Annotated in this window: 19 protein-coding genes; 3 read left to right on the forward strand and 16 right to left on the reverse strand. The window is 73.6% G+C overall.

Annotated features, from left to right (window positions below; genetic code table 11):
- Positions 1 to 128: 128 nt before the first annotated feature.
- From TPA0908_RS25375 to TPA0908_RS25430, 12 genes are all read right to left on the reverse strand, one after another.
- Complete coding sequence (locus tag TPA0908_RS25375) at positions 129 to 2,255, reverse strand: sigma-70 family RNA polymerase sigma factor (protein WP_281941984.1); 2,127 nt, start codon at positions 2,253 to 2,255, stop codon at positions 129 to 131.
- Positions 2,256 to 2,358: 103 nt separating this feature from the next.
- The gene (locus TPA0908_RS25380; RefSeq protein ID WP_281941985.1) at positions 2,359 to 3,024 is read right to left on the reverse strand and encodes a TcmI family type II polyketide cyclase; all 666 of its coding nucleotides are present in this window, start codon (positions 3,022 to 3,024) and stop codon (positions 2,359 to 2,361) included.
- Positions 3,025 to 3,060: 36 nt separating this feature from the next.
- Positions 3,061 to 4,287, reverse strand: coding sequence for a cytochrome P450 family protein (locus TPA0908_RS25385; protein ID WP_281941987.1), 1,227 nt, complete (start codon positions 4,285 to 4,287; stop codon positions 3,061 to 3,063).
- Positions 4,284 to 4,604, reverse strand: a complete 321-nt coding sequence (locus tag TPA0908_RS25390) for a putative quinol monooxygenase (protein ID WP_281941988.1) — start codon at positions 4,602 to 4,604, stop codon at positions 4,284 to 4,286. Before TPA0908_RS25390 ends, TPA0908_RS25385 begins: the two co-directional genes overlap by 4 nt.
- Positions 4,601 to 6,868 carry an FAD-dependent monooxygenase gene (locus tag TPA0908_RS25395; RefSeq protein ID WP_281941990.1) on the reverse strand — a complete coding sequence of 756 codons (2,268 nt, stop codon included), beginning with the start codon at positions 6,866 to 6,868 and terminating at the stop codon, positions 4,601 to 4,603. Before TPA0908_RS25395 ends, TPA0908_RS25390 begins: the two co-directional genes overlap by 4 nt.
- 149 nt (positions 6,869 to 7,017) lie before the next feature.
- Positions 7,018 to 8,163: a glycoside hydrolase family 26 protein gene (locus TPA0908_RS25400; protein WP_281941991.1), complete on the reverse strand. Its 1,146-nt coding sequence runs from the start codon at positions 8,161 to 8,163 to the stop codon at positions 7,018 to 7,020.
- Positions 8,157 to 10,016 carry a glycosyltransferase family 2 protein gene (locus tag TPA0908_RS25405; protein WP_281941992.1) on the reverse strand — a complete coding sequence of 620 codons (1,860 nt, stop codon included), beginning with the start codon at positions 10,014 to 10,016 and terminating at the stop codon, positions 8,157 to 8,159. Before TPA0908_RS25405 ends, TPA0908_RS25400 begins: the two co-directional genes overlap by 7 nt.
- Positions 10,017 to 10,095: 79 nt before the next feature.
- Positions 10,096 to 11,601: a glycosyltransferase family 39 protein gene (locus TPA0908_RS25410; RefSeq protein WP_281941993.1), complete on the reverse strand. Its 1,506-nt coding sequence runs from the start codon at positions 11,599 to 11,601 to the stop codon at positions 10,096 to 10,098.
- A 182-nt stretch (positions 11,602 to 11,783) separates the two neighbouring features.
- Positions 11,784 to 14,093, reverse strand: coding sequence for a beta-xylosidase/alpha-l-arabinosidase (locus TPA0908_RS25415; protein ID WP_281941994.1), 2,310 nt, complete (start codon positions 14,091 to 14,093; stop codon positions 11,784 to 11,786).
- Positions 14,094 to 14,132: 39 nt separating this feature from the next.
- Positions 14,133 to 14,999, reverse strand: coding sequence for a carbohydrate ABC transporter permease (locus tag TPA0908_RS25420; RefSeq protein ID WP_281942699.1), 867 nt, complete (start codon positions 14,997 to 14,999; stop codon positions 14,133 to 14,135).
- The gene (locus tag TPA0908_RS25425; RefSeq protein WP_107157348.1) at positions 14,996 to 15,994 is read right to left on the reverse strand and encodes a carbohydrate ABC transporter permease; all 999 of its coding nucleotides are present in this window, start codon (positions 15,992 to 15,994) and stop codon (positions 14,996 to 14,998) included. Before TPA0908_RS25425 ends, TPA0908_RS25420 begins: the two co-directional genes overlap by 4 nt.
- On the reverse strand, positions 15,991 to 17,304 hold the full coding sequence (locus TPA0908_RS25430) for an ABC transporter substrate-binding protein (protein WP_281941995.1): 1,314 nt from the start codon (positions 17,302 to 17,304) through the stop codon (positions 15,991 to 15,993). The genes TPA0908_RS25425 and TPA0908_RS25430 overlap by 4 nt, the downstream gene beginning before the upstream one ends.
- 134 nt (positions 17,305 to 17,438) lie before the next feature.
- Between TPA0908_RS25430 and TPA0908_RS25435 the strand changes: the two genes are divergently transcribed.
- Complete coding sequence (locus TPA0908_RS25435; protein ID WP_107157346.1) at positions 17,439 to 18,443, forward strand: LacI family DNA-binding transcriptional regulator; 1,005 nt, start codon at positions 17,439 to 17,441, stop codon at positions 18,441 to 18,443.
- A gap of 7 nt (positions 18,444 to 18,450) precedes the next feature.
- Here the strand turns inward: TPA0908_RS25435 and TPA0908_RS25440 are convergent, their stop codons facing one another.
- Complete coding sequence (locus TPA0908_RS25440) at positions 18,451 to 19,932, reverse strand: RICIN domain-containing protein (RefSeq protein ID WP_281941997.1); 1,482 nt, start codon at positions 19,930 to 19,932, stop codon at positions 18,451 to 18,453.
- 166 nt (positions 19,933 to 20,098) lie between these two features.
- On the opposite strand from TPA0908_RS25440, the gene TPA0908_RS25445 reads away from it, so the two are divergent.
- A complete protein-coding gene (locus TPA0908_RS25445; RefSeq protein WP_281941999.1) occupies positions 20,099 to 21,292 on the forward strand; it encodes an endo-1,4-beta-xylanase in 1,194 nt (397 codons plus the stop codon).
- Between the two features lie 7 nt (positions 21,293 to 21,299).
- On the opposite strand, the gene TPA0908_RS25450 is transcribed toward TPA0908_RS25445, so the two are convergent.
- On the reverse strand, positions 21,300 to 21,857 hold the full coding sequence (locus TPA0908_RS25450; protein ID WP_281942001.1) for a DUF5872 domain-containing protein: 558 nt from the start codon (positions 21,855 to 21,857) through the stop codon (positions 21,300 to 21,302).
- Between the two features lie 265 nt (positions 21,858 to 22,122).
- Between TPA0908_RS25450 and TPA0908_RS25455 the strand changes: the two genes are divergently transcribed.
- Positions 22,123 to 23,697 (forward strand): FMN-binding glutamate synthase family protein, encoded by a 1,575-nt coding sequence (locus TPA0908_RS25455; RefSeq protein ID WP_281942002.1) that lies wholly within the window; start codon positions 22,123 to 22,125, stop codon positions 23,695 to 23,697.
- A 14-nt stretch (positions 23,698 to 23,711) separates the two neighbouring features.
- On the opposite strand, the gene TPA0908_RS25460 is transcribed toward TPA0908_RS25455, so the two are convergent.
- Together TPA0908_RS25460 and TPA0908_RS25465 are read right to left on the reverse strand one after the other, a co-directional pair.
- Complete coding sequence (locus TPA0908_RS25460) at positions 23,712 to 24,953, reverse strand: DUF1501 domain-containing protein (RefSeq protein ID WP_281942003.1); 1,242 nt, start codon at positions 24,951 to 24,953, stop codon at positions 23,712 to 23,714.
- Between the two features lie 12 nt (positions 24,954 to 24,965).
- The gene (locus tag TPA0908_RS25465) at positions 24,966 to 26,267 is read right to left on the reverse strand and encodes a DUF1800 domain-containing protein (RefSeq protein ID WP_281942005.1); all 1,302 of its coding nucleotides are present in this window, start codon (positions 26,265 to 26,267) and stop codon (positions 24,966 to 24,968) included.
- Positions 26,268 to 26,330: the final 63 nt, after the last annotated feature.

The raw sequence follows: 26,330 nt of genomic DNA on the forward strand, positions 1-26,330 counted from the left end.
CGTCACCGCCAGCGGCTGGCGGCGGCCCGCACGGCAGGGAGCGGTGCCCGGAACGGGTGCTGCCCGGCGACCCCGTCAGCACACAGACGGGCCACCACGACCGCGGCAACGGTTTTCCGGCGGATTTCTCAGGAGGCGGTCAGGTCGGCGCCGATGCCGGTGCCGGTGCCGAGGTAGCGGGTGGACGGCAGCGTCCCGTCCGGCCGGCGCGGTCCCTCGGCCGCACCCGGGTCGGTCGACCGCAGCCGTACGGCGGTCCCGCCGTCCCAGGAGTTGCCGGCGGTGTCCGCGGCGCCACGCGCCGGTGCGGCGTTCCCCACGGCCAGGTTCCGGCGCGCGGTGGCCCCGCCGTCGGCCAGGTCGAAGCCGACACCGCCGTTACCGAACGCGGTGTTGCCGGTGAGGTCGATCGGACCGGTGTTGGCCTCCACGCCGAACCCGTGTCCCCGGTTGCCCCAGGCCGCGTTCCCCCGCACCCGGTGCCCGACCGGGATCGACTCACCGCCGCCGAGGGTGAAGCCACATCCGTTGCTGTCCCAGTCGGCCACGTCCCAGCGGTCCTGCCCGTTGCCGTAGGACCAGTTCCGCTCCACCGTCACCGGGTCCGCGAACCCGCCCAGGTCGACGCCGTCGTCGGCGTTGTGGAAGGCCCGGTTGCCGCGCAGCACGTTCCCGGCGCCGGCCCCGAACTTGACCGCCAGCCCGATCCCGGAGCCGCCCGGGTCCGCCGGGTCGTAGCTGCGGAAGAAGTCGCTGTCGAGCACCTGGTTGTCGACCGTCCCCGGGTCGCGCAGCGTCAGACCGGAGCGGACGTTGTCGTGCATGGAGAGCCGGCGGAACACGGTGTGGGCGCAGGACCGGCAGACCCAGGCGTGGCTGCGGGAGCCGCGTACCTCGAGATCCTGCACGGTCCACCACGCGGTCCGCTGGGTGACCGCCCACCTGTCCGCGGGGATCGCGGCGGCGTCGAGCACCGGCTGTTCCGCCCGGTAGGCGCCGAGCACGATGCGCCGGTCCGCGGTGCCGTCGGTGGTGATGGTCACCGGCTCGGTCATCCGGTAGGTGCCGCCGCGCAGCGCGATGGTCTGGCCGGGCCGGACCGCTTCGACCGCCCGGCCCAGCGTGGCGAACGGACGGCGGAGACTGCCGTCGCCGTCGTCGTGGCCGTCCGGGGCGACGACGATGTCGGCGTCGGTGACGCCGGTGAGCGCCCGCGACGGCCGAGGCGTCGGGGTGCCGCCCGGCGGTCCCGACGGCGCGGGCGGGGCCGACGGGCCGCCGTACCCCGGGATCGTCGGCGCGGCGGCGACCACGCCGTCGCGCCCGTCCGGGGTGTGGCGCACGGCGGGCACGAGGCCACCGACCGCCAGGATCGCGACCGTGCCCGCCGCCACCGCGGCCTTGTGCGACAGCAGGCTCCGCAGGCCGCCCGTCACGCCGGACACGGCGGCCGACGCCGTCGGCGCGACCGCCCGGGCCTCGACCGCCAGGCGCAGCCCGGCCGGCACCGCCAGCCCGGCCAGGACGGGCAGCACCTGCTCCGGCGTGGTCCGACGGCCGCCGGCCGCGAGGCACGCCGGGCAGGCGAACACGTGCCGGCCCAGCCGCTTGCGCCACAGCGGGACGAGCACCCCGTCCCAGCCCCGCGCGGTGCGGGCCAGGTCGGGACAGCGCGGCCGGGCCCGCCACGCGGCCAGCACCGTGTACGCCTGCGCGAGCCGGGTGCGCATCCGCTGGATCCGGACCGCCGCGTGTGCCGGGCCGACCGCCAGCGCCTCGGCCAGGTCGGCCCGGCTCAGCTCGCCGTTGAGCTCCTGCCACCACAGCGTGAGCACCTCGCGGTCGTCGCTGTCGAGCCAGGCGACGGCGGCGAGCACGTCCCGCCGCTCGGCGTCCCGCTCCGCCCCGGCCAGCACCTCGCCGGCCACGTCCACGGCCGGGTCCGGCGCGTCCGCGTACGGGTTCAACGGCACCTGCCGGGCGACGACTCGCCGGCGGGTGTGCTCCCGCACCTGGCGGATGGCGATGGTGACCAGCCAGGCCCGGAAGCGTTCCGGTTCGCGCAGCGCGGGCAGCCGCTCGACCACCCGCAGCATGACCTCCTGCACCACGTCGTCGACGTCGGCGTGCCCGGCCAACGCGCGGCCGACCACGTTGTAGACGAGCGGCAGGTGGGCGGCGAGCAACGCGGTGAGCGCGCCCCGGTCACCTCGACGCGCGGCCGTCACCAGGTCGACGTCCGCCTCCGCGGTCACCGCGCACCGCCCTCCGGCCCCCGCGGGATCCCGACCGTCGGCGATCGTGGGAGCGCGCCCAAGAGGCTGGCACAGCGTTACCGGCTTGTAAACTCCACCCGGCTCAGTCCTGCGCGCGCCAGCGGTAGAAGACGGTGGCCACCTGGTCCTGCGGGCCGTGGCAGAGGTCCGGCCGGTACGGCTCGACGTACGGGCCGAGCTCCCGCCGCACCCTGTCGAACGTCGGCGTGTCGGCGTGCTGGTCGCGGGTGGCCTCGGCGGCCGAGGACTCCTGCTCCAGCAGGTGCACGTAGACGTCGTCGATCGAGTAGAGCCAGCGCCCGGTGACGCCCAGCTCGGCCGGGAGCGACCCGGCGTCGGACTCGGCGAACACCCGGGCCACGTCCGGCTCGGCGCCCGGCTTGATCCGTCCGACGATCACGGTCAGCGTGGTGTCGTCCGGCGGCTCCCCCTCCGGCGCCCAGTGGTAGAACTCCTTGGCCACCGAGTCCGACGGGTTCTTCCAGTACCGCGGGTACGGCGTCACGTACGGGCCGATCTCCTCGGCGATCTTCTGGAACGCGGGCAGCCCGCGGGTCTGCCCGGAGATCCTCGGGTCCTGCTCGCGCTCGATCACGTGCAGGTACAGGTCGTGGTGCGACAGCAGGTACCGGCCGACGACGCCGAGGTCCTGCGGTCGGGTGATCTGGTCGTAGTGGCCGAAGACGTTGCCGACGATCTCGTCGCTGCCGGGGACCATGTGGCAGACGATCACGTTCCGGAAGACCATGACGTGCTCCTTGGCTGGGTGGGCGGGCTAGGCGGGCTAGGCGGAGAAGGTGACCGGCAGTTCCAGCAGGCCACGGAAGGGCGAGGCGGCGGGCAGTCGGCGTACCTCGGCGAGCGGCACGGCGAGCCGCAGCCCGGGCAGCCGCCGCAGCAGCGCGGAGAGCGCGAGCAGCGCCTCCATCCGGGCCAGCGAGACGCCCAGGCAGTAGTGCACGCCGTGGCCGAAGCCGAGGTGCGGCCCCCGGACCCGGCGCAGGTCGAGCCGGTCCGGGTCGGCGAAGTGGGCCGGGTCGTGGTTCGCCGCGTTGATCGCCACCCCGACGATCGAGCCGCGCGGGATGCGTACCCCCTGGTACTCGACGTCCTCGGTGGTGACGCGCGGGCTGGCCACCGGCAGCGGGCCGTCGAACCGCAGCAGCTCCTCGATCGCGGTGGGCAGCAGGCGCGGCGTGCTGCGCAGCAGCGCCAACTGCTCCGGGTGGGTGAGCAGGGCAAGCACCGCGTTGCCGAGGAAGTCGGCGGTGGTCTGGTGGCCGGCGAACAGCAGCAGGAACGTGGTGGTCACCAGCTCCGCCTCGGACAGCGTCCGGTCCCGGTCGACGGCCCGCGCCAGCGCGCCGATGATGTCGTCGGCCGGGTCGCCCCGCTTGGCCCGGACCAGCTCGGTCAGGTAGTCGTGCAGCCGCGCCTGGGCCTCCTGCACCGCCGCGCGTTCCTCCTCCGGCGGCCGGCGGGTCGAGCCGGAGGTGCGGATGACCTGCGTCCAGTCGAGCACCCGGTCGTGGTCGGCCGGTGGCACGCCGAGCAGCTCGCAGATGACCGTCATCGGCAGCGGGATGGCGAAGTCCCGCATCAGGTCCGCCTCGCCGCGCGGCACGATCTTGTCGAGCAGGGAGTCGACGACGGTGGCCACCCGGGGTCGCAGCGCCTCGATCCGCCGGGGCGCGAACGCCTGCGACACCACGCGGCGCAGCCGGGTGTGCTCGGGCGGGTCGGAGTTGAGCATGTTGCGGTTCAGCCCCTCCGAGTTCGGGCCGAAGATCCGCAGGAAGTGCCGGTCCGGTCCGTAGAGGTCCTTGGACAGCCGCGGGTCGGTCAACGCCGCACGCGCGTCGTCGAAGCGGGTGATCAACCACGAGTCGAAGCGCGGCGACCCCACCGGGCAGACCGGCCGCTGCGCGCGCAGCCGGGCGAAGGTGGGATAGGGGTCGGCCGCGAACGCGTCCGTGTACAGCTCGCCGGCGGGCACCACGTCGTCGGTCATCGGGCCTCCCCCGTCTCGCCGGCCACGCTGTGCAGCACCTGGTAGGTGTGCCGCTCCGCGGACTCGCGCAGCTCCCGGACCACGCGCAGCAGCCGGTCCCGGTGCGCGCTGCGGCCGAACGCGTCCAGCCGCTCCCGGTCGGCCCAGTCGCTGATCACCAGATAGACCCGCGGGTCGTCGGCGTCGCGGACCAGGTCCTGGTGCAGGCAGCCGTCGAGCGTGCGGATCTCCTCGGCGGCGGTCCGCCACTCCGCCTCGAACCGCTCCTCGCAGCCCTCCCGGGTGCGCATCGCCAGCACCGTCCGGACCCGGCTCATCGGACACCGCCGAACACCAGGCACAGGTGCTTGCGGAGCGTGTCGGCGTCGACCGGGGCGCCCCGGAACCCGACGTGCCCGTCCGGGCGGATCAGATAGAGCCCGGTGCCGGCCAGGCCGTACCCGGCGCGGAACCGCCGGTCGGCGTCGCGCAGCACCGGCGGGTCGGCCAGGTGCGGCTCGGCGACGTCCGGGTCGAGCAACAGGTACGCGTCCAGCTCCCCGCCGGCCTGCCGCCGCGCGTCGGCGCAGAGGTCGGCGAACCCGGCCAGCTCCGCCGCGTCGGCCGTGGCATCGGCGTAGAGCAGCAGCGTGTGCCCGGTGCCCCGGGTCAGGTCCCGCAACCGCAGCGGGTGCCCGACGCCGCGCCGCCGCAGCCCCTCGACGTCCGGCGCGCGGTCGCCGGGGCGGGGCGCGTCGCCGAGCGCGGCCGGGTCGGCGACGGTCTCCCCGACCAGCGGGCTGCCGGCGTAGCTGAGCAGCAGGGACATCTCCTGGAGGAACTGCCGTTCCAGGTCGGCGCGGTCCACCTCCTCGGTGCCCGCCATCCGCACCGCGCGGCCGACGATCTCCTCGCCCTCCGGCCGCCGCTCCGCCTCGTAGCTGTCCAGCAGCCCGGGGGCGGCGCGCCCGCGTACCGCCAGGGCCAGCTTCCAGGCCAGGTTCCAGGCGTCCTGGATGCCGGTGTTCATGCCCTGGCCGCCGGCCGGTGGGTGCAGGTGGGCGGCGTCGCCGGCGACGAAGACCCGACCCTGCCGGTAGCGGTCGACGATGCCGTGACTGATCCGGAACACCGACGACCAGCGCAGGTTCGACGCCCGGGTCCCGGGCGGGGCGAGCCGGTCGAGGGCGGCCTGCACGTCGTCGAGCGTCGGCGAGGCGAGTTCCTCGCTGAACCCGGGCGGGGCGTCCCGACCGCCGGTCTGCGCGAAGAACCGGGGCGGGGCGAGGGTGGCGATCCGGTACCGGCGCTCGCCGCGCAGCGGGACGCAGACCAGCATTCCGTCCATCTGTCCGTCGGTGGTGTGCAGGAACCGCAGCAGGTGCCCGTCCGGCATGTCCCAGTCCACGTCGACGTCGACGAGCATGAACAGTTGCGGGAAGCGGCCGAGCCCGCCGGTGAAGGTGAGGCCGAGCCGTTCCCGGACCCGGCTGTGCGCGCCGTCGCAGCCGATCAGGTACGCCGCGCGGACGGACTCGGTGCCGCCGTCGGCGGTGCGGACGGTGGCGGTGACGCCGTCCGCGTCCTGGGTGAAGTCGACCAGTTCGGCGCCGCGCCGGGGGCGCACCCCGAGCGTGGCCAGCCGCTCGGTGAGGATCCGCTCGGTCTCGTACTGCGGCAGGCCGAGGTGGGCGTACGGCAGGCCGGGCAGCTCCCAGCTCATCCGGTGCGTCTGCACGCCGTTGACGAAGACCATGTTGCCGGTGAGCCAGATGCCGGCGTCCATCGCCTCCCGGACGACGCCCTGCTCCTCCCAGATCTCCATGGTGCGGCAGTGCACGCCGATCGCCTTGTCGGCCTGGTCGGGCGGGGTAGCCAGCCGGTCGATCACCCGGCAGTCGAGGCCGCGCCGGGCCAGCTCGACGGCGGCGGTGAGCCCGGTGGGGCCTGCCCCGACCACCAGTACGTCAGTTGTCCTCTGCACGTCGGCCTCCCTGACCGTGGTGTGGTGTCGCCGGTCGTCCGCGTCGGGCACGACGTGGAAGAGACGGCGTCGGATGTCGAGGAGGAACGGGGCGATCGGCCCGGCCTGCGCCGAGGCGTGCGCCGGGTCGGCGATCCAGTCGAGGAACTCGGCCGCGCCGTCCCATTCGGCGAAGATGTGGTGCACGTCCGACCCGGGTTCGCGGAACAGCCGTTCCCGCCGGTAGCCCGGCACGGCCGCCATCCGCCGCACCACCTCGGGGTAGCCCCGGTGGAACTCGGCGAGGCGGGCGCTCGGCACGATCAGCTCCACGTCGACGTAGACCGGCCCGGCCCCGTCGACGTCCTCGGTCATCGTCGGGTAGGCGGGCGGGCCGGCCGGCTCGGTCAGCGGCCGGAGCAGCTCGGTCAGGCGCGCCGCCACCGGCCCGTCCCGGTACGCGCGCAGCGCCGCCTCGTCGACCCACTCGGTGACCACGACGAACCCGTACGGGTCCAGGGCGTCGCGCAGCAGCTCGCGCCGGAGGCTGCCGGACGCTGCGCTGACCTGGCCGGCGACGGTCTCCCAGGCCGGCCCGACGGCGGGTTCGCAGCCGGGGCGCGCGCGTCTGAAGAGCATCGTCCTGACCATGCCGCCCCCTCGCGCCGTGCCGCCTCGTGCCGCGACCCTGCCGGAGTCCGCGTCACCCGGTCGTCACCGGCGCACCGGGCGGTGTCTGCGTGCGGTGACGCCGTCGGGACGCCACCCTCCCCCGGCGCGGGCCGGGCTCAGGGCCCGGCGCGTGGCCGCGACAAGGGCGACCAGGTCACGTCGTACCGGTCGGTGGCGACCGCCTCGGCGAACGCCGCCGCAGCAGCCGGCGAACCGGCGATCCGCCAGTCCTGTTCCTTGTCCACCTCGAACCAGATCAGCCCGATCAGGTTCGGGTAGCGCGGCAGCGAGGCGAACGTCTCCCGGATCCACCGGGCCTTGTGTCCGCTGCTCTCGGCGGCAGCGGTCTCGGTGACGACGAGCGGCTTGCGGGTCATCGCGCGGATCTCCGCGACGGTAGGCCCGAAGATCTGGTCGAAGGACGAGTAGGTCTTCGTGAAGGCGCCCATGCCGTAGTAGCCGGTGACGCCCACCCAGTCGACGTAGTCGTCGCCGGGGTAGAGACCGGTCAGCCCGGCGGTCGTCTTGTCCCACCTGGCGTTCGGGCTCCACACCCAGGTGACGTTCGTGGCGCCGGCCGCGGCGAAGACGTCGTGCACGTGCCGCCAGGCGCGCACGTAGTCGCCCGGGTGGTTGCCGTTGGCCCGCTCGCTCCACGGGTACCAGTCGCCGTTCATCTCGTGCGCGAACCGGATGGCGATCGGGTAGCCCAGCGTCCGCACCCCCTCGGCCCAGGAGCGCAGATAGCCGTCGAAGTGGCCGGCGGTGATGCGGGCCAGCCGGTAGGCCGGTTGGGTGGACCGCAGCCGGTCGACCTGGCGGGCCGGCAGGCCGGTGTCCCGGGCCGCCTCGTCGACGGCGTGGTCCCAGGGCTCCCAGCCCAGCATCGGCATCATGCCCCGGTCGGCGATCCGGTCGAACAGGGCGCGGTCGAAGGTGGCCGACGCCCAGGACGTGCCGAAGAGCATCACCTGCGGCGCCCGTCCCACGGCGGTGGTGTACCGGTCCACGGCGGTGAGGTCGTAGGGGCCCTTGTCGGTCATCACCCCGACGAACGCCCGGCCGGCCGGCGGGAACACCCCGGTGGCGGAAGGGGACGCGGTGGTCGCGGGGGCGTCGGCCAGCGACGCGGCCCGGGGCGGGGCCGGCGCGGGGCCCGGCGCCGTGTCGTGCCGGAGGCCGGGCGCCACCACGAAGGCGTACGCCAGCAGGAGCACGCCGGCCAGCGCCAGGCCGACCCGGGGCACGGTCAACCTCAGCACGGCGCTCCCTCGCGGACCGGCCTCGGCCGCTCGGGCGCCGGCGCCGGCTCGTCCCGGCGGGCGCGCGCGTTCTCCGCCCAGGCGATCAGCGGCGGCGCGAGCCCGGTGACCAGCGTCAGCGCCGGCCAGACCCGCAGCAGCGGGTGGTCGTGGTCCAGCACGAAGCTGGCCCCGAGCAGGCCGGCGGCGGCCGCCGCCCAGCAGAGGTGCAGCCGGAAGGTACGCGGCGACTCGGCGGTGCGCAGTGTCCCCTTGGCGGTCACCACGAAGCCGAGCCGACGGCGCAGCACCGTGCCCACGGCCGCGGCCAGGTAGACCGGCCCGGCGAACAACGCGAGCGCCATGCCGACCATGCCCACCTCCTCCCGCTCGTGCGGGGCGATGTTGAAGCGGCGCAGCCAGAGCCAGAGCAGGAACCAGGTGCCGATCGTCGAGCCCCACAGCGTGCCCCACACCTGCGGGTCGAGCCGGCCCGCGTCGATGCCGGTGAGCAGGTACAGCGCGGTGGCCGCGTTGCCCAGCAGCAGGCTGACCGCCACGCTCGGGTAGTAGAACTGGAGCAGGCGGTACTGCCAGCGGCGGCGTGACGGCAGCTCGCGCGGCGCGCGCAGCTCGCGGCGGAGCAGGATCTCGCAGATGCCGGCCGCCCAGCGGCGCTGCTGGTTGAAGTAGTCGGCCCAGGAGGTCGGCCCCTCCCCCAGCGCCACCACGTCCGGGGTGTAGACGCCCTTCCACCGACGGCCGGTGGTCGGGTTGACGGCGGCGTGGATCCGGATGCTGGTGAGGTGGTCCTCGATGATCGAGTCCTGGTAGCCGCCGATGGTCCGCCACGCCGCCGGCCGGTAGAGGTGCCCGGTGCCGGTGAGCAGCGGCGCGTCCAGCCCGTTGCCGCCCCGGGCGATCAGGCCGTTGTAGAGGTACTGCTGCACCGACGCGCCGTGGGCGACGAAGTTCTGGTGCATGTTGCCGTACACCTGGGGGGTCACCACGAACGCGACGTCGGGGTCGCGGAAGTAGCCGAGCGTCCGTTCCAGGAAGTGCGGCAGCGGCACGTGGTCCGGGTCCACGTTGGCCACCACGTCGTAGCGGTGCTCGTGCTCGGCCCGCCAGGCGTTGTGGTTGCCGGACTTGGTCCGGGCCCGGAACTCGCCGCGCGGCTGGTTGTACTCCGGCCGCCCCCGGCGGGTGAAGTGCCGGACGCCCAGCCGCGCCGCCATCGCCCGCACCGCCGGGTCGTCGCCCTCGTCGAGGATCCACACGTCGACCCGCCCGCAGTAGACGATCTCCCGGAGCCGGCGCAGCGTCCGCTCCGCGACGTCGAGCGGCTCCTTGCTCGGCACGATCGTGGTGAGCAGCGCCACCCGCAGGCCGACCGGCGGATCGACCGGCACCGGATCCTTGGCGTGGAAGGCGAACACCCACACCACCACGTTCTGCGCCAGCCGGATCAGCTCGACGCCGACGACCACGCAGAACGCGAGCCGGGCGGCGAGCGTCGACCAGCCGCCCGGCCCGACGACGCCCGCTCCGGGCACGTGCTGCGGCAGCAGCAGCCAGCCGACGAGGAGCAGGCCGGCGGCGCTGTTGACGAGCACCAGCAGGGTGAGCACCGCCCGCGCGGCGACCGAGGCGGCGGGACGGAGTTCGACGGGCGCGTCGGGGCGTCGAGGTGGGCGCAGCGGGCCGGCGGTGGCGCCGCAGCGCGCGTACGCCAGGCGGGCCCGGATGTTGCGCTGCCGGCGGTCGGTCCCCGGCGGGACGGGCCGCCCGGGCGGGACGCCCGACCGAGCGCGGTCACCCGACGGCGCCGGCCGGGTGGCGCGGGACAGGCGTGTATCAGCGGCGACAGCCACATTTCCCCCATGGTCTGCATCGGGCTCGCCAGGAACCCGGACCGATGCTAAGCAGACAAACAGGTGGAAAAGGCGCGAATCAGGGCGATGTCCGCCGTTGGTCGGTCAGCAGGACCACCGTGAACCCGGCGGGCCGCCAGACCTGCGCCGGCCGGTACCCGGCCCGCAGGGCCCGCGCCGCCGCGCCGTCACCGTTCCCGGGCGCCCACCCGACGGTCGGGTGACCGGGCTGGATCAGCCACAGCCGGCGCGGGGCCACGTCGCACCCGCCACAGTCGGGACCCGGCCGGGTGGCGAACACGTCGACCGACCGGGTGGCGAGCACGTCGACCGGGCGGCGGTCGGCGGGCACGTACCGGGCCACCAGCGTCCGCGCCGCCGGGTCGCCGTAGAGCACGCCGTCCCCGCGCCGCCCCAGCCCGTCGACGATCGCCGCGACCCGGCGGGGGTCCTGGCCGTGCCCGTCCGGCCCCCGCACGGCCACCTGGGCCGGCGCGCCCACCAGCGCGACCGCCGCCAGCCCCGCGACCGCCCCGTGGGCCCGCAGCCGGGACAGCGCCACCGCGGCGAGCACCGCCCAGGCCGGCACCGTGAAGAGCAGGCCGGCCGGCGACCAGACCGGGACCACCCGCGCCACCAGCAGCAGCCCGAGCGCCGGGACCAACGCCCACGCGGTGCAGATCGCGGCGGCGTACCGGAGCGGGAGACTGAACAGCGCCAACCCGGCCAGCACCGCACCCAGCACGGTGACGCCGAACAGCTCCCGGGGGGTGGCCGCCAGCGCGCCCGGATCGACGCGGACGCCGGGCGGCAGCAACCCGCCGTCGACCCGCGCGCCGGACCGGAGCAACGCCGCGACGACGAGCGGGCCCGGCAGCACCGCGGCCAGCCAGCGACCGGCCGTCGCGCGCCGGAACGCCAGCACCACCCAACCGTGGCCGGCGAGCAGCAGCACCGCCCCGGCCTGACACAGGCCGAGCAGGACCACCGCGCCGGCGTACGCCGCGAGCCGCCGCGCGGTCGGCCGGTCCAGGACCGGCAGCAGCAGCCAGGTGGCGAGCACGGCGGCGAACAGCGCCGACGCGTGCGGTTGGGCCTCCTGCGCGTACCGGGTCGCGGACGGCAGCACCGCGAACAGCGCGCCGGCCAGCACCCCCGTACCGGGCGCGAACATCCGCGCGGCCAGCGCGCCGACCAGCGCCGCGGCCGCGGTCATCGCCAGCAGCGACGGTACGCGCAGCGCGACGTCGCCCGCGCCGAACAGCTCCGCCCAGCCGCGCATCAGCAGGTGGTACGGCGCCAGCGTCCGGTCCCCGGCCCACACGTCACGCCACGGGGAGGTGGCGGCGCGCCAGGTCGCCAGCTCCTCGGTCCGCAGCCCCGGCGTCCCGAGCCCGGCCCCGCCGAGCCCGCCGGTCAGCAGCGCCGGCAGCAGCCAGGCGGCGATCCGCCACCGGGTGGCGCCGGCCGTCACGCGGGCGGCGGCCCGGCGCGGGCGTGGTGACCGGTCCTCTCCCCACGGGTCCTCGACGCCGCCGTCGGCCGGCCCGAGCCGGGGCAGGACCATGGTGTCCGCGTCCATCATCGTGACTCACGCATCCCCTGCGGCCCGGCACCAGGAGCCCACCTTGCGAGGGCTGAACGACGTCCGGAGCCTACGGAGTGCAAAACCGACGTAGGGTCGTTTTCCGGCGAATTACCCCACCGCGGGGACGTGCGGTGGGCCGGGCCGCCGGTCGTCCCCGTGGACGACCGGCGGCCCGGAGGTCAGCTCAGTTCCGTGGTCGTCCAGCGCGCGGACGCGTTGGTCACCGGGACCGTGGGCCCGGTGAGCGTGGTGGACGCCCCCGCGTCCCGCCGCACGCTCGTGCCGACCCACACCTCGACCTCGCCGGGCTCCACCACCCGGGTGAGCGTGCGGTCGGAGAACGCCAGGCGGGTGGTGGGCACCGTCAACGCGACGGTGACCGACTCCCCCGGCTCCAGACGGACCCGCCGGTAGCCCAGCAACTGCGCCACCGGCCGGGTCACCGAGGCCACCACGTCGCGGCCGTAGAGCTGGACCACGTCGTCGCCGGCGACCGCGCCGGTGTTGGTCACCCGCACCGTGACGCGCAGCGCGCCGTCGGTCGGCACGGTGGCCGGCACGGCGAGATCGGTGTACGCGAACGTGGTGTACGACAGGCCGTGCCCGAACGGCGCCACCGGCGTCGCCGGCAGGTTGGTGCCGTTGCTGCCCTCACCCAGCGTCGGGTGCAGATAGGAGTACGGCTGCGCGCCGGCCGAGCCGGGCAGGCTGACCGGGAGCCGGCCCGACGGGTTGACCCGCCCGGAGAGCACGGCGGCGATCGCGCCGGCGCCCTCCTCGCCGGGGAAGAACGCCTGCACCACGGCCGCGCAGCGGGACAGCGCCCAGCCGACCGCGTACGGCCGGCCGGTGAGCAGCACCAGGACCACCGGCGTCCCGGTCGCCAGGACCGCCTCGACCAGTTCCCGCTGGACGCCGGGCAGCTCCAGGTCGTCCCGGTCGCAGCCCTCCCCGACCGTGCCACGCCCGAAGAGACCGGCGTGGTCGCCGACGACCAGGACGGCGACGTCGGCAGCGGACGCGGTGGCGACCGCCTCGTCGAAACCGGACCGGTCGTCGCTGTCCACGTCGCAACCGCCGGCCCAGGTGACGAGGTCCGGGCCGAACTCGCCGCGCACCGCGTCGAGGACGGTCGGCACCTCGATGCCGGTCTCCACGCCGGCATGCTGGACGAGCACGTGGTTGAGGAAGGAGTAACACCCGAAGAGCGCGCCCTGCCGGTCCGCGTTCGGGCCCACGACCGCCACCCGCCGGCCCGGAGCCAACGGAAGCACGCCCTGGTTGGCGACCAGGACGACCGACTCCTCGGCGAGTCGGCGGGCGATCGACCGGTGCTCCGGCGGATCGAGGTCGATCACGCGGGGCGGCTCGTCGTCGAACGTGGCGTCGAGCAGCCCGAGGTCCCGCTTCTGGCGCAGGACGCGCAGCACCGCACGGTCGACGAGCGCCTCGTCGACGGCGCCGGTCCGCACCGACTCCCGCAGCGTCAGGTAGGCGTCGCCGGTGGGCAGCTCGATGTCGAGGCCGGCGGCGAGCGCCTGCGCGGCCGCGTCCGCGTTGTCGGCCGCCACGTGGTGCAGGAGGTTCAGGAAGGCGACCGCGTAGTAGTCGGCGACCACGGTGCCGTCGAAACCCCAGCGGTCCCGCAGCACGCCGGTCAGCATCGTCGGATCGGCGGCCACCGGCACGCCGTCGATCTCGGCGTACGAGTGCATGACGCTGCGCGCGTCGCCGTCGAGGATCGCCATCTCGAACGGCGGCAGCAGCACGTCGGCCAGCTCCCGGGGGCCGGCGTGCACCGGCGCGAAGTTCCGCCCGGCGCGCGACGCGGAATAGCCGGCGAAGTGCTTCAACGTGGCGTGCACGCCCTGCGACTGCAACCCCCGCACGTACGACGTGCCGATGGTGCCGACCAGGTAGGGGTCCTCGGCGATGCACTCGTCGACCCGCCCCCACCGCGGGTCCCGGATCACGTCCAGTACCGGGGACAGGCCCTGGTGGATGCCGAGCGCCCGCATCGAGGCCCCGATCGCCGCCGCCATCTCGGTGACAAGATCGGGATCACACGCGGCGCCCCAGGCCAGCGGCGTCGGGAAGGTCGCCGCCTTCCACGCCGCCAGGCCGGTCAGGCACTCCTCGTGCACCAGCGCCGGGATGCCCAGCCGGGTGCCGGTCACCAGGTCCCGCTGGAACTTCCACAGCCAGGCCGCGCGGGCCACGGCGTCGACCGGGCGGGTGCCGTAGGCGCGGGTGAGGTGACCCAGCCCGTGTCGGGAGAAGTCCTCCAGCCGGCCGGTGTCGGCGAACTCGCCCTGCAGGGGCGCGACCGCCTCGCCGTCCTCCTTCTCCCAGAACCCGACGAGCTGCGCGATCTTCTCGTCGAGCGTCATCCGGCCGAGCAGCTCGCGTACGCGTGTCTCGCCGGCCTGCCCGTCCCGGCGCTGCTGGGCCGGCGCCGGCCCGTCCACCACCGCGTGGACCTCTGTCATGGTGTGCCTTTCCCTCGGTTGTGCTCGTACCGCTGCCGCTCAGCCCTTGACCGCACCCTGCAGGCCACCGACGATCTGCTTCTCGGCGAGCGTGAAGAAGAGCAGTGCCGGCAGCATCGCCAGCGAGGTGAAGGCGAGGACGCCCGCGGTGTCGGTGGTGTACTGGCTGGAGAAGTTCTGCACCCCCAGCGGCAGGGTGTGCAGGCTGACGTCGCCGAGGACGAGCAGCGGCAGCAGGAACGCGTTCCAACTCGCGACGAACGCGAGGATCCCGACGGTGACGAGCGCGGGCCGCGACAACGGCAGCACGATGCGCCAGAGGAAGCCGAGCCGGTCCGCGCCGTCGATCGAGGCCGCGTCCTCCAACTCCCGGGGGATGGCCGCCAGGAAGGGCCGCAGGATGACGATCGTGATCGGCAGCGAGAAGGCGACCTGCGGGAGGATCACCGCGTAGTACGAGTTGATCAGGTTCAGGTCCCGCAGCATCAGGTAGAGCGGCAGGATGGCCGCGCCGGCCGGGAAGAGCAGGCCGAGCGTGAAGAACGTGTTGAGCGCCTCCCGGCCGCGGAACGTGTAGCGGGCGATCACGAACGCGGCGCACAGGCCGAGCACCACCACGCCGAGCGTGGTGCCGAACGCGATCACCGCGCTGTTGAACGCCTGCCGCCAGAAGTCGCTCTGGGTCAGCACCCGCGCGTAGTTGTCCCACACCCACGGGTCGGGCAACCCGGCCGGGTCGGCGACGATCTGCGGCGTGGTGCGGAAACCGCCGACGATGACGTAGACGATCGGGGCGATCGACACGGCCGCGACCGCGAGCGCGAGCGCGTACGTCAGCGGCGTGCCCCAGGAGATCGGCCGGCGCCCGGCGGACGGGGGCAGGACGGAATTCGCGGTCACGGTCAGTTCGCCCTTCTGGTGATGGCGCCCTCGATGTCGCGGCGGAGCAGGAAGCGCTGGAACAGCAGCGCCGCCACGAAGGAGATGACGAACAGGATCACGGCCACCGCGTTGCCGTAGCCCCACAGCCGGGCGAAGAAGCCGTTGTCCACCATGTAGGTGGCCATGGTGGCCGACGCGCCGAGGGAGCGCACCGCGGGCACCGAGGTCACCCAGACCACGTCGAAGACCTGGAGCGAGCCGATCACCGACAGGAACATCCAGATCCGGATCGTCGGGCCGAGCAGCGGCAGCGTGATGTGGCGTTGGGTCTGCCACCAGCTCGCGCCGTCGATCGCGGCGGCCTCGGTCAGCTCCTCCGGCACGTTGGACAGGCCGGCGAGCAGCAGGATGATGGCGAAGCCGACGTACTTCCAGGTGAGGACGAACAGCAGGGTCCAGATGACCACGTCGAGGTCGGCGAGCCACGCCTGGACCAGGCCGCCCAGGCCCAGCGCCCGCAGCAGTTCGTCGGCCGTGCCGTCGCCGGTCAGGATCAGCTTCCACATGATGCCGACGGTGACCTCGGCGAGCACGTACGGCACGAACGCCAGCAGGCGGAACGCGCCGCGCCCGCGGAAGCGGCGGTTGAGCAGCAGCGCGACGCCGAGCGCGAGCGGACCCTGGACCAGCAGCGACCCGAACACGACGATCGCGTTGTTGCGCAGCGCGTCGAGGAAGATCGGGTCCTGGAAGGCGAGGACGTAGTTCTTGAAGCCGACGAACTCGGTGGGTGGGCCCACCCCGCGCCACCGGAACAGGCTGTAGTAGAACGCGAAGCCCATCGGCACCAGCACGAACGTCACGTAGACGACGAGCGCCGGCGTGGTGAGCCCGACGATCTCGTACCACTTGCGGCGGGTCTCGGCCCGACGGGAGGAGGCGCGTCCGGTGGGCCGGGAGCCCGCCGGCGGCGCGGTGACGCCGCCGGCGGGGAACCGGGTCTGGTCGGTGGAGGTCACTTGCTCGCGGCCGCCTTCATGGCGGAGACGACCTTCTCCGGCGTGCCGTTGCCGGCGAAGATGGCGACGATGGCGTCGTTCATCGCGCTGCCGACGGTGCTGCCGTAGGCGGTGTCCAGCCAGAGCTGCACGTAGGTGGCCTCGGACGTGGCCGTCAGGATGGACTTCAGCGCGGGGTCGGTCACGCCGTCCGCCGCGCCCTTGACGACCGGGAGGCCGGTGCCGGTGGCGGCGTAGCCCTTCTGCACCTCGGGGCTCACGAGGTACTTGAGGAACTCGACGCACTCCGCCGGAGCCTGCTTGGCGCAGGCGAAGCCGTCGCCACCGCCGAGGGCCGCCTTCGGGTCACCGGCGGACCCGGAGATCGCCGGCACCGGGAACCAGCCGAGGAACTTGCCGAGCTTCGCCTTGTCGGTGGCGACCGTGTCCAGCGTGCCCCGGTTCCAGTCGCCCATCAGCTCCATCGCGGCCTTGCCGTTGGCGAGCAGGCCGTTGGCGCTGGTCGGGTCGTTCTGACCGGGCGTGGCGATGAAGTTGTTCTGGAACGGCTTGGTGTCGATGAAGGTCTTGAGGTCCTGGCCGGCCTTCACGAAGCACGGGTCGTCGAAGTTCCGGTCGGTGGAGGCCTTCTTCAGCGTGTCCACCGAGCAGGCGCGCAGCGCGAAGTTGTACCACCAGTGCGCGGCCGGCCACTTGTCACCGGCGCCGAGGGCGATCGGGATGACGTTGGTGGCCTTGAGCTTGGTGACCGCGGCGTTGAGTTCCTCGAAGGTGGTCGGCGGCGCCGAGATGCCCGCCCTCGCGAACATGTCCTTGTTGTACCAGACGCCCTCGATGCCCATCCGGTACGGCAGGCCGTACTGCTTGCCGTTGACCTGCCAGATCTCGGCGGCGGAGCCGATGTCGGCGACCTCGGTCTTGACCTGGTCGGTGATGTCCTTGAGGTAGTCGGCCTCCACCTGCTCCCGCATCTCGCCGCCGCCCCAGGCCTGGAAGACGTCCGGCGGGTCGTTGCTCAGCAGCGCGGCCGGGAGCCGGGTGCGCTGGAGCTGGTTGGTCTCGATCGCCTCGATCTCGATCTTGACGGTCGGGTGGGCGGTGGAGAAGTCCTTGGCGACCTTCTCCCAGTACGTCTTGCCGGGGCCGTCCTGGGAGGCGTTGTGCCACCAGGTCAGCGTCACCGGGTTCTTGTACAGCTCACTCTCCGGAGCCGCCTTGTCGTCGTCGCCACCGCCGCTGCATCCGGCGGCGACGAGGGCGCTGGTCATCAACAGTGCCAGCACGGCACCGGCGCGGCGTTTCATCGCCATTAGATGTCTCCTCGACCACTCAGTCGGGTTACCTGTCGGGGAGTGTTACAGCCACGTAACTCGATGTCAATCGGTATCGATAACGTTTTCGAACCGTCGCGCCAGAGCCCTCCGAGACCTCTATCATCGTCGTCGTGACCTTCCCGCAGCGCGTCAAGATGTCGGACGTGGCCCGTACCGCCGGCGTCTCGGTGGCGACCGTATCAAAGGTCGTCAATGGGAGGTACGGCGTCGCGCAGGCCACCGTCGAGCGCGTCCGGCAGGTCATCCACGACCTCGGGTACGAGGCCGACCTGGGCGCGCAGAGCCTGCGTAGCCACCGGACGAACGTGCTGGGCATCCTGGTCGCCGAGTTCGAGCCGTTCTCGACCGAGCTGCTCAAGGGCGCCTCCCGCGAGGTGGCCGGCAGCGGCTACCAGTTGCTGGCCTACTCCAGCGGCGACGGCGAGGGCGCCGCCATCGGGTGGGAACGTCGGTCACTGGCCCGCCTGTCCGGGACGCTCATCGACGGCGCGGTGATCGTGACGCCGACCGTGGTCGAGACCAAGCACGGCTTCCACGTCGTGGCCGTCGACCCACACACCGGCCCGTCCGGGCTGCCCACCGTCGACTCGGACAACTTCGCCGGCGCGGTGCTCGCCACCAACTACCTGCTGTCGCTCGGCCACCGCCGGATCGGGCACATCAGCGGTCGGCCCGACCTGGAGTCGGCGCGCCTGCGGGAGGCCGGGTTCCGCCAGGCCATGGCCGACGCCGGCGTGGCGGTGGACGAGCGGCTGGTCCGCGTCGGCGGCTTCCGGATCGAGGGCGCGGCCGGCACGGCGGCGGAACTGCTCGCGCTCCCCGACCGGCCGACCGCGATCTTCGCCGGCAACGACCTCTCGGCGATCTCCACGCTGGACGTGGCCCGGAGCATGGGCATCCCGGTGCCGGACGACCTGTCGGTGATCGGCTTCGACAACGTCCCCGAGTCGGCGCTCGTCGACCCGCCGCTGACCACGATCCGGCAGCCGCTGCAACGGATGGGCGCGGAGTCGCTGCGCCTGCTGATCGACCTGATCGCCGGCGTCGAACGCGACGCGCACATCCGGCTGCCCACCGAGCTGGTGGTGCGGGCCTCCTGCCGCCCGCTCGACTAGACCACGGTCAGACGGGCGTGCGCGACCACTGCTGGTTCGCGCCGGTGTTGCACGGATACTGCTTGAGGACCACGCCGTCCGCGGTCGACAGGGCCGGCACGTCCACGCACTTGCCGCTGTGTCGGGCCCGGAGCTGGAACCAGGTGCCGTTGGCGACCATCTGGAACTGCTGGTTCGCGCCGCTGCCGCAGGTGTACTGGATGAGTTCCGCGCCGTCGGCGGTCGAGGCGCCCGTCACGTCGAGGCACTTGCCGCTGTGCCGGCTGACGAGGCGCCACCAGCCGCTGCCGGCGTCGACGAACTGCCACTGCTGCCACGCGTTGCCGCCGTACGTGTACTGGCCGACGCGCGCGCCGTTGTCGGTGTTCGGCGCCTGGACGTCCATCGCCTTGCCGCTGTGGCGCACCGTGACCCGGTAGAACGTCCCGGTCGACGGGGGCGGCGTGGTGGGTCCGCCGCCGACCGTGTCGCCCCACCCGTAACGGATCCGGTCCGCGCCGGAGGGGTTGCGGACGGTCAGGTCGAGGTTCGTGCCGCTGCCGCTGAGCGAGAACATCGAGTACCAGTCGTACCCGATGGTGCCGGGCTTGCCGCCGAGGGCCGGCCAGTAGGTGCCGCCCATCCGGTTGTCGCGCATGACCTGGGCCATGGCGCGGATGTGGCGGACGAAGTTGTCGGTGCTGGCGGCGTCGGCGTAGTCGCGGCCGTCGTTCATCGGCGCGCCGAACTCGGTGGCCACCGCGCGGGAGGCGCAGTTGCCGAGGCGGGTCTGGATGTGGCTCCGGAAGGCGTCGTAGCTCATCGCCTCGTAGAAGAACGCGTAGTGGTGGAAGGAGAACAGCGTCGCGGCGAAGCGGGGGTCGTTGCAGACGTCGCGCAGGTCCTGGCTGAAGCCGGTGCCGCCGACGAGCACCCGGCCCGGCACCGCCGAGTAGTGGTAGCTGAGCCAGTTGGCCGCGACGTCGCGCCACTCCGCCGAGCTGTAGCCGTGCGGCTCGTTCATCGGCTCGAAGTAGACGTTGGGGTTCGCGCCGTACGTGTTGGTCACCGTGGACCACATCGCGTTCCAGGCGGCGAGGTTCGTGATCCGGCCGCCGGAGGCGGCGCCGTCCTCCCAGTAGGCGAGGATGACCTTGAAGCCCCGTGCGGTGGCGGCGTCGATCGCGCCCCGGTACGCCTCCCACCACGCCGTGCCCACGGTGTGCGTGTTGATCGGCAGCCGGACGGTGTTGACGCCCATGGTGGCCGCCATGTCGTCGTAGAGGGCGTTGGCCTTGGCCCGCACGGTCGCGTTGCTGTCGGACATGCTCAGGCCCTGCACGACGAGCGGGCCGGTGCTGAAGTTGTCCCCCAGGACCGCCCAGTTCATGCCCCGGAACCCGTCGGTGGCGGCGGCGGCCGGCGTCGGGGCGACCGCCACGCCACCCACCAGCGCGATCAGCGCGCCCACCAGCGCGATCAGCAACCGACTACGCCGCACCTCGTTCACGCGAAGACCTCCTCATACAGACAACCATCTATGTTTACGTTCACAACGGCAGGTGTCAAGACACCGGCGCGCCGGGCGATTGACGACGCCACATCGACGGCCGTAATGTTCCGGCCGAGTTTCGGAAAAGTTCCCGGAAGTTTCGCCCGCTGCCGGAAGGACACCTGTGAAGCCGAGCCGTTGGATCGCCGCCGGCCTGGTCGCCGTCGCGACCGCCGCCGCCCTCAACGCCGTACCCGCCACCGCCGGACGCCCCTACGACCCGACCGCGCAGAGCCTGCGGGCCCTGGCCCAACGGCACGGCCTGTACGTGGGCACCGCGGTCGACATGGCCGCGCTCGACAACGCCGCCGAACCCCGCTACCGCGAGCTGGTCGGGTCCGAGTTCTCCACCGTCACCGCCGAGAACGTGATGAAGTGGGAGAGCCTGGAACCCACCCGCGGCACCTACGACTGGGGGCCGGCCGACGAGCTGGTCACGTTCGCCCGCCAGCACCACCAGCGGGTCCGCGGTCACGTGCTGGTCTGGCACAACCAGTTGCCGGCGTGGCTGACCAGCGGCGTCGCGGACGGCTCCATCGACACCGCCGAGCTGCGCCGCATCCTGCGTGACCACATCACCGCCGTGGTCCGCCACTTCAAGGGCCGGATCTGGCAGTGGGACGTGGTGAACGAGGCGGTCAGCGACCCCTGGGACACCCCGTCCACGCTGCACTACAAGGGCTTCTGGGCCGAGCACCTCGGCCCCGGCTACATCGCCGACGCGTTCCGCTGGGCGCGCGCCGCCGACCCGAACGCGCTGCTGTTCTACAACGACTACAACATCGAGGCGTTCGGCTCCGGCAACCCGGCCGACGACAAGACGCAGTTCGTCTACGAGATGGCGCGGGACCTGCGGGCCCGGGGCGTGCCGATCGACGGCGTCGGCAGCCAGGGCCACCTGGGCACCCAGTACGGCAACTACGACACGCTCCAGGTCGCCGCCGCGCTGCGGAAGTTCGCCGGCCTGGGCCTGGCCACCGCGTTCACCGAGGTGGACGTGCGCAGCCAGCTGACCGCCGGGGTGCGGGCCGGCGACTCCGCCGAGATCAACCCCCGGTTGCAGGCGTCCGCGGCCAACTTCAGCACGCTGCTGCGCGCCTGCCTGGCCGAGCGGCACTGCCTGTCGTTCACGCTCTGGGGCTTCACCGACAAGCACTCCTGGGTGCCGGGCGCGTTCTCGGACCCGCCGGAGGGCCTGGCCACCGTGTACGACGAGAACTACCAGCCGAAGCGGTCGTACCAGGAGCTGAAGGCCGACCTCATCTTCTCCGGGCCGCCGTTCGTGCTGCCCCGCGTCCCGCAGCAGCCGCGCCGGTAGTCGGTGCTCACGCGGTCCGGCGGCGGAGTTCCGACTCCAGCCGCCGGATCAGCGTGCTGCGGGCCTTGCCACCACGTTCCCGGCGCAACGCCGCGTCGAGCTGGCGCTTGTCGAGATCGCGCACCAGCTTCGCCGCCTCCGCCACCGGCAGCTCGTTGACCTGCTCGGCCGCGGTCGCGTCCCGGCGGGCCCGCTTGGCCGGGCCGGTGTTGGGCACGTACTGCCGACCGGTGCGCGACGCGCGCCGCTTGCGGCGGTCGGTTTCCCGCCGGTCCTGCTCCGACAGCTCATCCCAGGCCTGTTTCGGCAGGTAACGGTCGGTTTCACCGTTGTGTCGGGCACGGGTGTCACCGGACCGGGTCTGCCACTGCTCGCCGCCCCAGCGTTGCAGGGAACGCTGCCGTGCGTCCTTCGGGCCCGCGAAGCCCCCGCCGCGCTTCTTGTACTCGTTGGTCAGCAACTGCGACTTGCGGGCCGACCACTGCCCCGGCCGGCCGCCCTTGTCGGAGGCCTTGATCTCCTCCTTCAGCCGCTCCCGCAGTTCCGGCTTCGTGTACTTCGCCATGACCCGGCGTTACCCGGACCGGACCGGCCCATGCCCCGCCGCCGGGGCACGAACCCGTCGCCGACCCCGGCCTCAGCCGGCGGCCCGGTAGCCGAGGTCCATCGCGTCGGACCGGCCGGACCAGGCCAGCCGCAGGTGCCAGCAGCCGGCCGCCGGCAGGTCGACGGTGGACGGTGGACGGTCCGGCGCACTTCCCTGACACCGCTCGCGCCGCTCGGGTTCCCGCCCGAGTTTGATCGGTGGCCCGGGCGGAAAGAGTGGCGTGATGAGCTGGGCCAGAAGAGCCGTACCCGCCGCCGTCGCCGCCGTCGCCGCGCTCGCCGCACGGGACCTGCTGCAACGTGACCACGCGCTGCGCCGCAACTTTCCCGTCCTCGGCCGCGCCCGCTACCTGATCGAGGCGATCGGGCCCGAGCTGCGCCAGTACGTGGTGGCCGGCAACGACGAGGAGCGGCCGTTCACCCGCGACCAGCGGCGCTGGGTGTACGCCTCGGCGAAGCAGGAGAACAACTACTTCGGGTTCGGCACCGACAACGACATCGAGCACACCCGCGGCTACCCGATCATCAAGCACCGCACGTTCGGGCGGGCCGTGCCGCCGTCCGCGCCGGGCGCCGGGCACGACGTGGCGTTGCCCTGCGCCAAGGTGCTGGGCGCGGCACGCGGGCGGGCGCGGGCGTTCCGGCCGGAGTCGGTGGTCAACATCTCCGGGATGAGCTTCGGCTCGCTCTCCGGCAACGCGATCGAGGCGTTGAACCGGGGCGCCGCGCTGGCCGGCTGCCTCCAGAACACCGGTGAGGGCGGCCTGTCGCCGTACCACCGCAAGGGCGGTGAGCTGCTCTTCCAGCTCGGCACCGCGTACTTCGGCTGCCGCGACGCCCACGGCCGGTTCAGCCTGGACCGGCTCAAGGAACTGGTGGCGGGCGCGCCGGTGCGGGCGTTGGAGATCAAGCTCAGCCAGGGCGCCAAGCCCAGCCTGGGCGGTCTGCTGCCGGCGGCGAAGGTCTCCGCCGAGATCGCCGCCACCCGGGGCATCCCGGCCGGGCAGGACTGCGTCAGCCCGTCGCGGCACGCCGAGTTCTCCGACTGCGACAGCCTGCTGGACTGGGTGGAGCTGCTCGCGGCCGAGACCGGCCTGCCGGTCGGCATCAAGTCGGCGGTCGGCGACCTGGGCTTCTGGGAGGACCTCGCCACGCTGATGCGGGACACCGGCCGGGGCGTCGACTTCGTCACCGTCGACGGCGGTGAGGGCGGCACCGGCGCCGCCCCGCTCATCTTCAGCGACTCGGTGTCGCTGCCGTTCCAGCAGGGCTTCTCCCGCGTCTACCGGACGTTCGCCGAGCGCGGCCTGCACGAGCAGGTGGTCTTCGTCGGCGCGGGCAAGCTCGGCCTGCCGGACAACGCGGTGGTCGCGTTCGCGCTCGGCGCCGACATGGTCAACGTCGGCCGGGAGGCGATGCTGGCGATCGGCTGCATCCAGGCGCAGAAGTGCCACACCGACACCTGCCCGACCGGCGTCGCGACCCAGAACGCCTGGCTGGCCCGGGGCCTTGACCCGGCCCGCAAGTCGGTGCGGGCCGCCAACTACGTGCGGACGCTGCGCCGGGACCTGGTCAAGGTCGCGGAGGCGTGCGGCGTGGAGCATCCCGGCCTGATCGGCACCGACTCGGTCGAGATCGTCGACGGCCGGACCGCCGCCACCCCGCTGGATGAGGTGTACGGCTACCGGCCGGAGTGGGGGCTGCCGTCGGAAGCCGACCGGGCGGAGATCATCCGGCTGATGACGGCCGAGGCGCCGCGCGGCGGCAGCGCGCCGCCGTCGGCCACCGCGGTCGGCTGACCGGGGTCGCCGGCTCAGAGCGCGTCGGCGAGCCGCCCCCGCCAGCCCCCGAGGACCGCCCCGGCATCGGTGTCCAGCACCCGCTCCAACAGCGTGGCGTAGACGTCCCGGAAGTCGGTGGTGAACTTCAGGTCGCCGTCGTCGAGGTCGGTGAGGCTGGGCGGCTCGCCGTACAGGCCGCCGTCGACCGGCGCGCCCAGCAGCAGCACGTTCGAGGCGGTGCCGTGATCGGTGCCGTCGGAGGCGTTGGCCCGGACCCGGCGGCCGAACTCCGAGTAGACCGCCACCACCACCTTGCGGCCGGCCTCGGTGCGCGACATCCGGTCGGTGAAGCGGCTCAACGCGCCGTCGAGCTGCCCGAGCAGCACCTCCTGGAGCTGCTTCTCGTCGGCGTGCGTGTCGAAGCCGCCGAGCGAGACGGAGAAGACCCGGGTGACGACCCCCGCCTCGACACAGCGGGCGACCAGGTCGAGTTGCGCGTCCAGGGAGGCCCGGGCGCCGCCGGTCGCGGTGGCCGACGCGGTCTCCCCGTCGTCCTCGGCGTCCTCCCCCGCCGGCGTGGCCCGGACCTGCCGGACCATCGCGTCCACCGCGCCCAGGTCGGCGAAGCAGGCCGCCGCGCGGGCCCGGGCCGGTGAGTCGTCCGGCGCGACGGCCGCGAGCGCGGTGAGCGTCTCGGCGGCGAGCCGGGGCGGGCCCTCCCGCTCGGTCACCGGCACCGACGCCCCCGCCCCCCGTTCCCCGGCCAGCAGTGGCGGCAGGGCCGGTTCGAACGACACCGCCAGCCGGGGGTCCGCGCCGGCCCGGTCGAGCCAGCGGCCCAGCCAACCCGTGGTGCCGGGCCGGTCCGGCTGGGCGGTGTGCCAGATGTCCATGGACCGGAAGTGACTACGGTCCGGCTTCGGGTAGCCGACGCCGCGCACCACCGCGAGCCGTCCCGCGCCGTACGCCCGGTGCAGCCCGCCGAGCGCCGGGTTGAGACCGGTGCCGTCGTCGAGCCGCAGCACCTCCTCGGCCGAGTACGCCAGGTCGGGCCGGGCGTTCCGGTAGGCGGGGTCGGCGTGGGGCACGACGGTGTTCAGGCCGTCGTTGCCGCCGTACAGCGTGACCAGGACGAGCGTGCGGGCCTGCGGATCCCGGTCCCCGGCGGTGGCGAGCAGGTCGTTCAGGCGGTACGCGGCGGCGCCGCCGGCCAGGGCGCTCGCGCCGACCACGCCACTGGCCACCAGGAACCGCCGTCGGGTCAGGACGTCCACGGATCGCTCCTCTCAACTGACCGCGTACTCGGGGCTGACCAGGCCGGCGACCAACAGCCGGCGGGGTTGTCCGGCCAGCGGGGCCAGGGCGGCCCGGGTGCGATCGCTCCACCGGTCGACGACCAGCAGCCGCGCCAACGCGTCGGGCCGACCCGCCGGCGGCGCGGCGGCGAGCCGGGCCAGCACCGCCGGATCGGCCGCGCCGGCCACCTGGTCGGCGACCCTCATCCGGGCCTGCAACGACGAGGTGGTCAGCCAGGCCGTGCCGGCCGGCCAGCCGCCGACACTCGGTGGCCGCAACGGCACCTGGTCCAGGGCGTTGAGCCCGGCCAGCAGCCGGCGCCGGCCCGCCTCCGACAACGCCGCCGGGCGCACACCGAGCTGCCGGACCGCGCCGACCAGCCATTCGACGGGTTGCTTGACGAGCGTGTCGCGGGTCTGCGCGAACGCCGGCGCGGTGAAGATCCGGCGCAGCGTGCCGACGGTGTCCGGGCCGGCGAGGTCCGCCGGCGGCGGCACCTGCGCGCCGGCGTAGCGGAACCACAGCCGGCCGGCGACGAACCGGGCGGTCTCCGGGCGGCCGGCGAGCAGCGCCGCGTACGAGCCGGCGTCGAACGAGGCACGGCTGCCGAGGATCGTCTTCGGCCCGGGATCGTGCCGCCGGGCGACGAACCGGGCGACGCCGGTACGCCGGTCCACCGTCCAGCCGGTGAGCGCCCGCGCGCCCTCCTTGACGTCGGCCTCGCCGTAGCCGCCGCCGATGCCGAGCGTGAACAGTTCCAGCAGCTCACGGGCCAGGTTCTCGTTCGGCGCCCGCCGGGTGTTCTGCTGGCCGTCGAGCCAGAGGATGAGCGCCGGGTCCCGGACCATGGCGTCGAGCAGCGGCGCCAGCGGGCCTCGACCGAACCGTCGAAGCGTCTCCAACTGACGCAGCATCAGCGGCGCCGACCGGACCTTGCGCACGCTCGTGGCCCAGTGCCCGTGCCAGAAGAACAGCAGCTTCTCGTCGCCCTGGTGCTCGGCGGCGATCATCCGCGCCAGCCACCAGGCGGTCAGCGTGCTCACCTGCTCACGACGTTCGCGGTTGACCTGTTGGCGCTGCTCACGGGTGGCGTCCTGGCCGAGCGCCGCCGCCGGGTCGGGGCCGAGCGCGGGCGTCGGGGTGGCCGCCGCGCCCCGGTCCGGCCCGGCGGGGTCGAGCAGCCGGTCGAGGGTGGCGGCGAGCCCGGCCCGCTCGGCGTCGTCCACCTCGTCGGCGGTCGGCCCGAACGTCGCCCGGCGCAACAGGTGCGCCACCGCTTCCCGTTCCCTCATGCCGCCGACGTTAGCGGCGTGGTGTTCGAGGACGGTAAGAATCACGTCCGGGCCGGGTTTGTC

Origin of the sequence: Micromonospora sp. AKA38, from assembly GCF_027925725.1 — a bacterium.
GTDB lineage: Bacteria > Actinomycetota > Actinomycetes > Mycobacteriales > Micromonosporaceae > Micromonospora.

Coding starts and splice junctions, on each gene's coding strand:
- TPA0908_RS25385 (WP_281941987.1), bottom strand. CDS start 4,287: ATGACCGACGACGTGGTGCCCGCCGGCGAGCTGTACACGGACGCGTTC.
- TPA0908_RS25465 (WP_281942005.1), bottom strand. CDS start 26,267: ATGAGGGAACGGGAAGCGGTGGCGCACCTGTTGCGCCGGGCGACGTTC.
- TPA0908_RS25410 (WP_281941993.1), bottom strand. CDS start 11,601: ATGATGGACGCGGACACCATGGTCCTGCCCCGGCTCGGGCCGGCCGAC.
- TPA0908_RS25430 (WP_281941995.1), bottom strand. CDS start 17,304: ATGGCGATGAAACGCCGCGCCGGTGCCGTGCTGGCACTGTTGATGACC.
- TPA0908_RS25390 (WP_281941988.1), bottom strand. CDS start 4,604: ATGAGCCGGGTCCGGACGGTGCTGGCGATGCGCACCCGGGAGGGCTGC.
- TPA0908_RS25450 (WP_281942001.1), bottom strand. CDS start 21,857: ATGGCGAAGTACACGAAGCCGGAACTGCGGGAGCGGCTGAAGGAGGAG.
- TPA0908_RS25380 (WP_281941985.1), bottom strand. CDS start 3,024: ATGGTCTTCCGGAACGTGATCGTCTGCCACATGGTCCCCGGCAGCGAC.
- TPA0908_RS25455 (WP_281942002.1), top strand. CDS start 22,123: ATGAGCTGGGCCAGAAGAGCCGTACCCGCCGCCGTCGCCGCCGTCGCC.
- TPA0908_RS25395 (WP_281941990.1), bottom strand. CDS start 6,868: ATGCTCTTCAGACGCGCGCGCCCCGGCTGCGAACCCGCCGTCGGGCCG.
- TPA0908_RS25415 (WP_281941994.1), bottom strand. CDS start 14,093: ATGACAGAGGTCCACGCGGTGGTGGACGGGCCGGCGCCGGCCCAGCAG.